Source organism: Streptomyces sp. NPDC031670, assembly GCF_055580545.1.
On the sequence record NZ_JBVILC010000046.1, the window covers coordinates 1 to 8,637 of the forward strand.

The following is an 8,637-nucleotide window of genomic DNA, read 5'->3' on the forward strand; positions in this document are numbered from 1 at the left end:
CTTGCGGACGTACCACCACCGTCTCAGGCACCACCCGCCGGAACAACTCCCACAACTCATCCGGCACCAACCGCTCAGCAAGACTCGCCATGCCCCGCACAACGAACCGCGCCCCCAAAGGAAACGGCGTCTAAGAGGTCGTTTTCACCTTAATTATTTGCGTATCGCGGAGATCGCGAGTCGTGGTGGTTCGATGCTGGTGAGGTTGTCGGCACGTGTGGGGCCTTGAGAGCCGGACGGGGTGATGTCTGGGGCGGGATGCGACGTGCGCCTGTCTCATTCCAAGACGCCCGGTTCCATGCCGTGCTTCCACGACCGAAGACGCACGCCTGGGCGCACTCGGCTTGGAGCGGTACGCCCAGGTCATGAGGGAGCGACGTCCGTATCCGAGTGATCTGTCCGATGCCCGCTGGGAGTTGATCGAGCCGGTCCTCGCGGCCTGGCGCTTCGAGCGCCGCGGCCGGGCCCTGGACTTCGGCCGGCCTCCCGAACACGACCTGCGCGAGATCATGAACGCGATCCTGTACGTGGACCGCACGGGGGTGCAGTGGCGCTACCTGCCGCACGACTTCCCGCCCTGGGAGACGGTCTACGGCTACTTCGCGAAGTGGCAGAAGGAAGGGGTGTTTGCCCAGCTCAACGGCGTGCTGCGGGAGTTGGTGAGGCGAAAGGAGGGTCGGAATGCCGAGCCCTCGGCCTGCGTGATCGACGCGCAGAGCGTGAAGACCTCCATCAGCGTCCCCACCGCGAGCCAGGGCACGGACGCAGGCAAGAAGATCGTCGGCCGCAAGCGGAGCATCGTCACCGACACGCTCGGCCTGCTTCTCGCGGTGCTGGTCACCGCTGCCAGTGTCCAGGACTCCGTGGCCGGCACCCAGCTGCTCGACCAGGTTGCCGTCGGCCATCCCGGCATCCGCAAGGTGTGGGTCGACGGCGGTTACCGCCAGCACCTCGTCGAGCATGCCGCCACATTGGGCATCGACATGGAAATCACCGCCCGCAAACCCGGGACCAGGGGATTCACCCCGATACCGAAGCGGTGGGCGGTGGAGCGGACGTACGGCTGGCTGATGCTCCACCGGCGCCTCGCCCGCGACTACGAGACCCTTCCCGCCCGCTCCGAAGCCATGGTCCACCTCGCCATGACCGACCTGATGGCCCGCCGCCTCACCGGCGAGACCACCATCTCCTGGCGCGACCCGGCATCACGTGATGAAGTCCGCATTATGGGATGAAACAACGGGAGAAAACGACCTCTTAACGCCCCGGCCGACATCGGCCGGGCGGGACTGATGCCGGCCACGCTGTCCAACGCCACGCTGCGGACAGTCGCCCGGTTTTGCCAGTCGGCCGACATGCAACCGGCCCACCACCACGTTCCGCGCCTGCGGGGTCTGGACGACGAGGACCATGCCAAACTGGCCGACCTGATCCTGCCGTACGCGGCGAAAGCGTGGGCCGATCTGCAGGACCCCTACGGCGGCGCGGTCCGCTTCGAGCACGACCATTACCTGAAGATGTGGGCCCTGACCGAGCCCGTCCTGCACGGCGACTTCCTCCTGCTGGACGAGGCCCAGGACACCAACCCCGTTCTCGAGCAGATTGTCCTGGCCCAGCAAGACCACACTCAGATCGTCATGGTTGGCGACTCGGCACAGGCCATCTACGGCTGGCGCGGTGCCCGGGATGTGATGACGCGGTTCACCGGCCAGCACCTCACGCTCACCCGATCCTTCCGCTTCGGCCCCACGCTTGCCACGGAGGCCAACCGCTGGCTCACCCTCAGCAACGCTCCCATCCGGCTGACCGGGACACCCGACATTCCCACCACGATCGGATCCCGTGCCGGGCGCCCGGATGCGATCCTGTGCCGTACCAACATCGGCGCGATGACCGAGGTCCTCACACTCATCGCCGCCGGCATCGCAACGGCGCTGGTCGGCGGCGGTGACTCCCTGCGCGCCCTGGCATGGGCCGCCCGCGACCTCATCCAGGGACACCGCGCCCACCACCCCGAACTCATGCTGTTCACCACCTGGACGGCGCTGCGCGACTACGCCGAGCACGACCCTGCCGGCCGCGACCTGCAGCCCTTCGCCAACCTCGTCGACGAGCACGGGCCCGAGGCCATCCTGCAGGCCGTCGACCGACTCGTTCCCGAAGACGCGGCCGAAGTCACCGTCTCCACCGCCCACAAGGCCAAAGGCCGGGAATGGGCCCGGGTACGTATCGCACCCCACTTCACGCCGCCCGCCGACACCGATGAGGTCGACGCCCAGGGCCACCCCGTTCCCCAGCCCGTCGATGAGGCAGAAGCCCGCCTTGCGTACGTCGCCGTTACCCGGGCCCGCCACCACCTGGACCCCATCGGCCTGGCCTGGATCAGCCAGCATCCCGACAACCCAGCCTGAACCCGAACCCCCCGGTACTCGCCGCAGCGAGTTCTGGCATAACGTCCAAAGGACCAAGCCAGCGTCAGCTCCAAAGCACTTTGGTGACCTCGCTTACCCAGCCCCGCATTCGTGTGAGGTCCCGGTAACTGCCGTCGTGGGCAGCTAACGGAGATCATCGCCTCGGCGCTCGGCCCCGCTGCCGAAGCTGCACGGGCCCAATGGCCGGACGACACCGATGAGATCCAGGCGATCACCGATGCGATGGTCCGGCTGCTGACCGGAGTGCCCCTGCGGTCCGACGGCCAATTGACGATCAAGTCGCTCCCCGAGGAGGCGGGCTCGAGGCGCAACAGCTCACGGATAGGCACATAGGCCTCAAGGATCTGTTCTATGCCCTGGTGCGGGCCCAGAACATCCGCCCGGAGGACACCACGCGGCTCCAGAAGGAGCGCGACGAACTCGCGGAAGCACTGAAGAAGGTCCGCCGAGAGCGCAACGAACTACGCGAGGAGGTCAAGCGACTCGTCCGCATCATCCACGTCCTGGAGGTGGAGAACGACAACCTCAAGACCACTTCCGGCGCGAGAGGCGGCACAGTCCGGGTGCTGCCCCAGCTCTCGGCGCCACCGCCCTCACAGCGCTGAGATCGCAGGCGCGTGCTGCGCGCGCCAGAGTTTTCATCCTCACACCGCTGCCGGGGTACGGGGGGCCCGCCAGCCACCGGGCCCAAACGCGCGGTGACAGAGACGCCCTCTAGCCAGCGGGCGGGATGGTTCCACCGGGAGGGATGCAGGGATCAGTGCTCGGTGAGGTCCCGGACGTCCCAGCCCGCGTCGATCATCACCTCCGCGTACCGCTTGCCGCGGTCGCGGTGGGCGGCGAGCACCAGCAGGTGGGTGGGGCGCGTCGCCCCGACGAAGACGAGCTGCACAGCGGCCTGGACACTCTTCAGCTCCCGCTGGGGGTCGCTCTCCTCCGCGACAATGCGGAGCGCCTCGGTCACGTCGAACTTTTTGCCGTTCTTCTCAAGGCACTCCAGAATCAGCGTTGCCGCATGGGTCTCGCCCTTCGCGCTCTGAATAGTTCCGGGTACGGACCGCATCGCCGGCACTGCGGCGGAGCTCCTGGGGAAGCCGCCCGCTGCTGCGGCCGCCTCGGCTGCGGGGGTGAACTCCAGGCCGACGGCCTTCAGCGGCCGGTCGGCGAGCAGCTTCATCTGGACGGTCAGCTGCTCGGTGATCATGCCCCAGCCCGCCTCGTCGAATGCAGCTCCGTGGACGAGGAGTTCGCGCAGCAGGATCCGCACCCTGCCGCCGGGGGTCACCGCAGACCTCTCAAGGCGGCCCAGCGCCGGTAGCGCTTCGCCGGTCAGGGGCGCGAAGGACGCGCGCAAGGCGTTCCACAACTCGGTGGACACTTCGTGGCTGTCCGCGCCGGACCTCCACTGGGTCCCTGCCGTGCGGGCCGCGTCGATCAGGGCACGATGGGCCGTCGGGCGGCCGGGCGGAGTGTAGCCGGGCACGTAGCAGGAGATCGACTGCGGGTAAGCCTGGGAGCCTCCCCGGCCCTGCCGCGCGCCCAGCACACGCGGGGGACGCCTGAGGAGGATGTCCTCGGGGACGATCACGGCGGCCATGCGTTCGAAGGTGGGCACGACGTCGGTCGCTGTGGTCTCGTCGAACAGCAATACCGCCACCTGGCCGTGGGGACCGGCTCCGTGGATTTGCTGAGGACGCCGGACGGCCAGGCGGCTGGCCACGGCCGCGATCTGCGGTCCGAAGCGGCGGCTCACTGGCAACTCCGCGGCGCCGGACAGTGGGAACAAGGCGGATCCACTCACGGCGTCGGCGTCGCTGTAGATGCCCTGATTGGTGTCGCCTACTCGCTGCACCACGGTGGGCGAGGAGGCGAAGACGAGGTCTAGCAGTTCGTGCTGGGTGGCGCTGGTGTCCTGCATCTCGTCGAGGAGAAGGAACGGGAAGCGCGCGGAGACGGCCGGGACGATGCCGGGGTGCTCAGCGAGGTACTGCTTGGCGATGGCGTACATGTCCTGGTAGCGGAAGACGCCTCGACGGGCCAGCGTCCACTTGAGACTGGACAACTGCTTGCCGCTGGTTGTCTCAGCGCGGAAGGGGGGTTCCCTGGTCGCGCCGGTGACCACGAGTTCGCCGTCCTTGTAGGTGAACGTCGCCCCGCTGACGATACCGGTGCCGTCGCGCTGACGTTCCACGTAGTTGCGCAAGGTGGAGTAGTTGGGGTGCTGCAGGAGCCGGATTGCTGCGGTCTCGAAGGCCGCGTCGTCGACGGACCGGACCTCGACGCCCTTGGCCCGCACGGCCGGCAGCGCTAGGAAGGTGTGCACGAAGGACTGGATGGTGCCGATGAAGTGCGGGTAGCGCAGCAGGCTCCGCCCCGCGGCGAGGGAGGCCACTCGGTCAGCGATCTCGTTCTTGGCTGTGTTGGTGTGGGACAGCACGCACACACCGCACGTCGCGGAGGTCCATGCGTCGGCCATGAGCGCGAGCTTGAGCCCGATCAAGGTGGTCTTGCCCGACCCCGGGGCGGCCTGGAGGTCCTGTGTGGTCTCGCTCTGCAGGAAGTCCCACTGCTCGGCGTCGAGCGGGTCGAGCCCGAGGAGCTTAACCATGGCCTCCACTTTGTGGGTGGCGAAGGCATCGGGCAGGTACGTGCCGGTCACGCGGCCACCTCGCCGCACAGGTGCTTGAACGCTTCAACTAGATAGGGTGGCACGTCGCTCTCCGTGAGCGAGGTGGAGGCGAGGAGCTGCGCGGCGAACTGCGCGGTGATCGACTTGCTGGCGCTGTTGAGCTTGAGCGGTCTGTAGATCTGCAGGGCCGCCTGTTTCAGAGTGAGGTGCTGGTCTGCCCACTCGTCTACGTCCTTGTCGGCCCGTGCAATGACCTGGTCGGTCTTGGCGGCGTCCGGCCAGGACCGTTCTGCAACGGATGCGAGCTTGACCGCGCGGTGCACCAGCCTGGCCATGGTCCAGGAGGTGACGGCGAGGTCGTACTCCAGCGTCCACCAGTTCGACACGAAGGTCTTCACTGGCCCGTCGTCGTCGCTGGCGAGGTCCGCGACGTGCGCGGTGATCTCCGGCTCCGTCATCTCGTCCCAGCACTTCAGGCCGCCGCGCATCTCCGCCGAGGTGCCGGCGGGGACGAGGTCGCGGTCGCGGATGCAGGCAACGGGGACGGGGATCTGCTCGCCGGAGCGCTGGAAGACGCGGCTGTACCGGAACAGGCCGACGTGGCCAACGTTGACCACGCTGACGCCGTGCTCGTTGAAGGGCATGCCCAGGGCAGCGGCGAGAGCGGGCAGGAAGATCGCCTCGGCGTCGCCCTCGACCATCGCCAGGCCTCGAGCGAAGAACATATTGGCCTTGGTGACGTCCAGAAACCGGGTCAGGAACGCGTAGTCCTCGCCCGTCAGGCGCGTGATACCGCGCCGCAGCGGAAAGGTGCGGCCCCCAACGACGAGGGTCAGGCACTCGACGGACGTCGACGAGGCGAGGTTGGGGCTGTGGGTGGTGAGGATGACCTGGACCGGGGCTCTGCCACCTTCCTGCGGACCCTGGGCCTTGTCGCGGAGCAGGTCCATGATCCGGGTCTGGAGCTGGGGGTGGAGGTGCGCCTCGGGTTCCTCGATCAGCAGCAGGGGTGCCAGTTCGCTCTTGCCCAGCAGGAGGAGCTCCGCTGCCATGAACAAGGCATTGTTGTAGCCGAGCCCGCGGCGTGTCCACTCGTCGGACTCGGCGAAGAGGTTCAGTTCGAGCCGTTCCAGCGCGCGGGCGAGCGTCGCGTCGGTGGCGACGCTGATCTTGGCGCGCAGGACGTCGTCGCCGATGGCGAACCGCTGCAGGTAAGCCGAGTTGATGTCCTGGCTCACATCAGAGACGGCATCGTTGCATCGGATGTCGTGCTCGGCGCGGCGCAGGATCCCCACCAGAGTGGACGGAGGGTCGTCGCCTTCGGGGTCGTAGTCATCAATGCCCTGGTCCTTCATCGCCGGGTAGCCGGCGAGGATCTGGGACAGCCGTGATCCGCGGCCCGAGCGCAGTTCCGCCTCCGCGTCGCGAAGGGGGCGCAGGTAGGTGGCGCGCAGGAGTTCGCGTGCGGCGCCGTCTAGGGCGGGGCCGTTGCCGTCCGGTCCGGTCCGGGTGGTGACCGAGACCCGGTTTCGTACCGGATCCATCCGCTGGGCCTTGAACGTCACGCAAAGCCAGGCAGCGCCGCCGCGGTCGTGGGTGAGCAACTCCAGGAAGACCGCCTGCTCCTCGGTCGACAGGGCGGTGAACCCGCACACGATGGTGAAGGTCTCCGCCCGCCCGTCCTTCCCGAGGTGGAAGTCGTCCTGGGAGACCCGGTAGTAGTCCGTCGCTGCGGTCTGCAGGCACAACCGAATCGCGTCAATGATCGCCGTCTTCCCGCTGTCGTTCTCGCCGACTAGCACGTTCGTCCCGGCCGTGAACGACAGGTCCAACGACGCGTCCGTCTCGCCCTCGCTCTGGGCCGCAGCTCCGAAGACCCGGAAGTTCTCGACCCGAAGATGCGCCAAGTACACAGATTCCCCCGCAGACGGGGCCGCGGCGCCCTCTTCTCCGGGAAGGAGTCCCCCGGGCTGCGCGGCCCGTGATCGATAATTTCGAGATCCTATGCTCTTCGGGGTCGCCGCCTGGGGGAATTCGGCAGATCGCGGGAGACAAGGGTCTCGCGTGCCTTGTTGGCCCGGACGGCCGTGCTCCTGCGGGCCGCCGTGATGGCCTTGCCTAACCCGGCCGACCAGCGTGGGAAGGAGGGCCGCCGCTCCCCACAGACCTCGCCCTGATCGCCGACGTCGAGTCCAAGGAGTGACGGCGTGCTGCTCACCGGGGAATTGGCGGGCAGGTGGGCGAGTTCCGAGACCGTTGCGGCGGCGACTGATGCTGGCACGGCAATGAACGCCGAGGCGGCCGGCCTGCTCCAGAACATGCAGAAGCCACATGAAGATGCGGAGAATGCCGCCAGGCTCTTCGACGGCATGCCGCAGCTCCTACCGGCTCTCGACCTGGCCACCAGCGTCGCTTGCGGTGTGCCGACCGGTTCATCGCTGGTGGTCGCCAGAGTCTCCCGTACTCGACTCCGGCGAAGCGGCATCCGCGTAGGATCACCGGTGCTGTAACACGGTTTCTGGGGGAGGCGCACTCACATGCCACTGGTCGCGGGCGAGTACGAGTTCACGTGCAGCGACTGCCGGGGGGACGGATCCGTGCAAGTCGCCGGAACCGATGGCGAACTCCACTGGGATCGATGCGACGACTGCCGCGGGATCGGTTCCGTGCGCGTGGACGAGGAGGACGCGGCCGAACGGATCGCCCTCGGCCAGACACCGCTGCGTACGCCCTCAACGAGCGAACTGCACAGTGGCCCCTTGAAGGATGAACTCGACCAGTGGTTCGACTTCCTGTGCGCCCGTAAGGAGGAATCCTCAGCCCCGGCCAACATCATGATCGGCTACGCCTACGGGTTCGCCGAGGCAATGCTCCTGGCTGACCGCGAAGAACCGGCTCGGGAGAAGTTGGATTTTTTGATCCGGGCTGCCGAGAAATTCAAGGGTCGCTCGGATTTTCCCGGACGTCGGTGAGCTGTTCGGACAGTCACTCGTTGTTCAGCATTGGAGCAGACCGGGAGAGTAGAACCTGGAACGAGGCGCCCCCCCATCTGTCATCACTCTCCAGACAGCCGATGGCTCCGGTCAGCCTTCAAGCCCACCTACAGGAGATCGGCGTCCCGCCACACAACGCGGCAGGACCTCCGTGATCCGCCAACTCGTACTGCCCATCAGTCCCCAGGTCGGTATCCGCGCTCGTATACAGACTAGCCGCCGCTGAACTTGTCCCCTTCGTCCTCCCGGCGGACAGGCCCGGCCAGTGCTTCGGTCTCCTGCAAGAGCCGGTCCGAGGGCGTGAAGTCCCCCAGCTCGACCGCAAGCGCGGCGCGCACGAACGCGGCGAGCGCGATGCTCCCGTTTCGCACCTCGAAGATGCGCAGCACCCCGTCCGCGTACGCGGCACGGTGTCGACACCCACCTTGCACGCAGTACCCCTCGGCGGCCAGGGCGAGCCGCTTAAGAAGTCATCTCATTTGGCGAGTCGGCGGTAGCAGATGAGGGTGCAGGCGAGGCTCGTGAAGGCGAGGAAGTGCTCGGCTTTGCGCTCGTAGCGACGGTGGAGGCGACGGCATCCAGC

General features: G+C 67.3%; 7 protein-coding genes and 2 pseudogenes. 5 read left to right on the top strand and 4 right to left on the bottom strand.

Annotated elements, in window-relative coordinates; translation table 11 throughout:
* The first annotated feature begins 365 nt into the window (after window positions 1-365).
* The 3 genes and pseudogenes from ACZ5ID_RS36685 (at window position 366) to ACZ5ID_RS36695 (ending at window position 3,037) form a co-directional block, all read left to right on the top strand.
* Window positions 366-1,235 (top strand): IS5 family transposase, encoded by an 870-nt coding sequence (locus ACZ5ID_RS36685; protein ID WP_468907071.1) that lies wholly within the window; start codon window positions 366-368, stop codon window positions 1,233-1,235.
* Window positions 1,236-1,274: 39 nt separating this feature from the next.
* Window positions 1,275-2,411: pseudogene (locus tag ACZ5ID_RS36690) on the top strand (UvrD-helicase domain-containing protein); the annotation flags it as partial.
* A gap of 380 nt (window positions 2,412-2,791) precedes the next feature.
* Window positions 2,792-3,037: a hypothetical protein gene (locus ACZ5ID_RS36695; protein ID WP_468907074.1), complete on the top strand. Its 246-nt coding sequence runs from the start codon at window positions 2,792-2,794 to the stop codon at window positions 3,035-3,037.
* A gap of 152 nt (window positions 3,038-3,189) precedes the next feature.
* On the opposite strand, the gene ACZ5ID_RS36700 is transcribed toward ACZ5ID_RS36695, so the two are convergent.
* Entirely contained in the window at window positions 3,190-5,091 is a 1,902-nt protein-coding gene (locus ACZ5ID_RS36700; RefSeq protein WP_468907077.1) for a UvrD-helicase domain-containing protein, read from the bottom strand.
* Window positions 5,088-6,968 carry an ATP-dependent nuclease gene (locus tag ACZ5ID_RS36705; protein ID WP_468907079.1) on the bottom strand — a complete coding sequence of 627 codons (1,881 nt, stop codon included), beginning with the start codon at window positions 6,966-6,968 and terminating at the stop codon, window positions 5,088-5,090. The genes ACZ5ID_RS36700 and ACZ5ID_RS36705 overlap by 4 nt, the downstream gene beginning before the upstream one ends.
* Before the next feature lie 300 nt (window positions 6,969-7,268).
* Between ACZ5ID_RS36705 and ACZ5ID_RS36710 the strand changes: the two genes are divergently transcribed.
* Both ACZ5ID_RS36710 and ACZ5ID_RS36715 read left to right on the top strand, forming a co-directional pair.
* On the top strand, window positions 7,269-7,571 hold the full coding sequence (locus tag ACZ5ID_RS36710) for a hypothetical protein (protein ID WP_468907082.1): 303 nt from the start codon (window positions 7,269-7,271) through the stop codon (window positions 7,569-7,571).
* 156 nt (window positions 7,572-7,727) lie between these two features.
* Window positions 7,728-8,033: a hypothetical protein gene (locus ACZ5ID_RS36715; RefSeq protein WP_468907085.1), complete on the top strand. Its 306-nt coding sequence runs from the start codon at window positions 7,728-7,730 to the stop codon at window positions 8,031-8,033.
* A 233-nt stretch (window positions 8,034-8,266) separates the two neighbouring features.
* Here the strand turns inward: ACZ5ID_RS36715 and ACZ5ID_RS36720 are convergent, their stop codons facing one another.
* On the bottom strand, window positions 8,267-8,485 hold the full coding sequence (locus tag ACZ5ID_RS36720) for a DUF6420 family protein (RefSeq protein ID WP_468907088.1): 219 nt from the start codon (window positions 8,483-8,485) through the stop codon (window positions 8,267-8,269).
* Window positions 8,486-8,529: 44 nt separating this feature from the next.
* Window positions 8,530-8,637: pseudogene (locus ACZ5ID_RS36725) on the bottom strand (IS5/IS1182 family transposase); the annotation flags it as partial.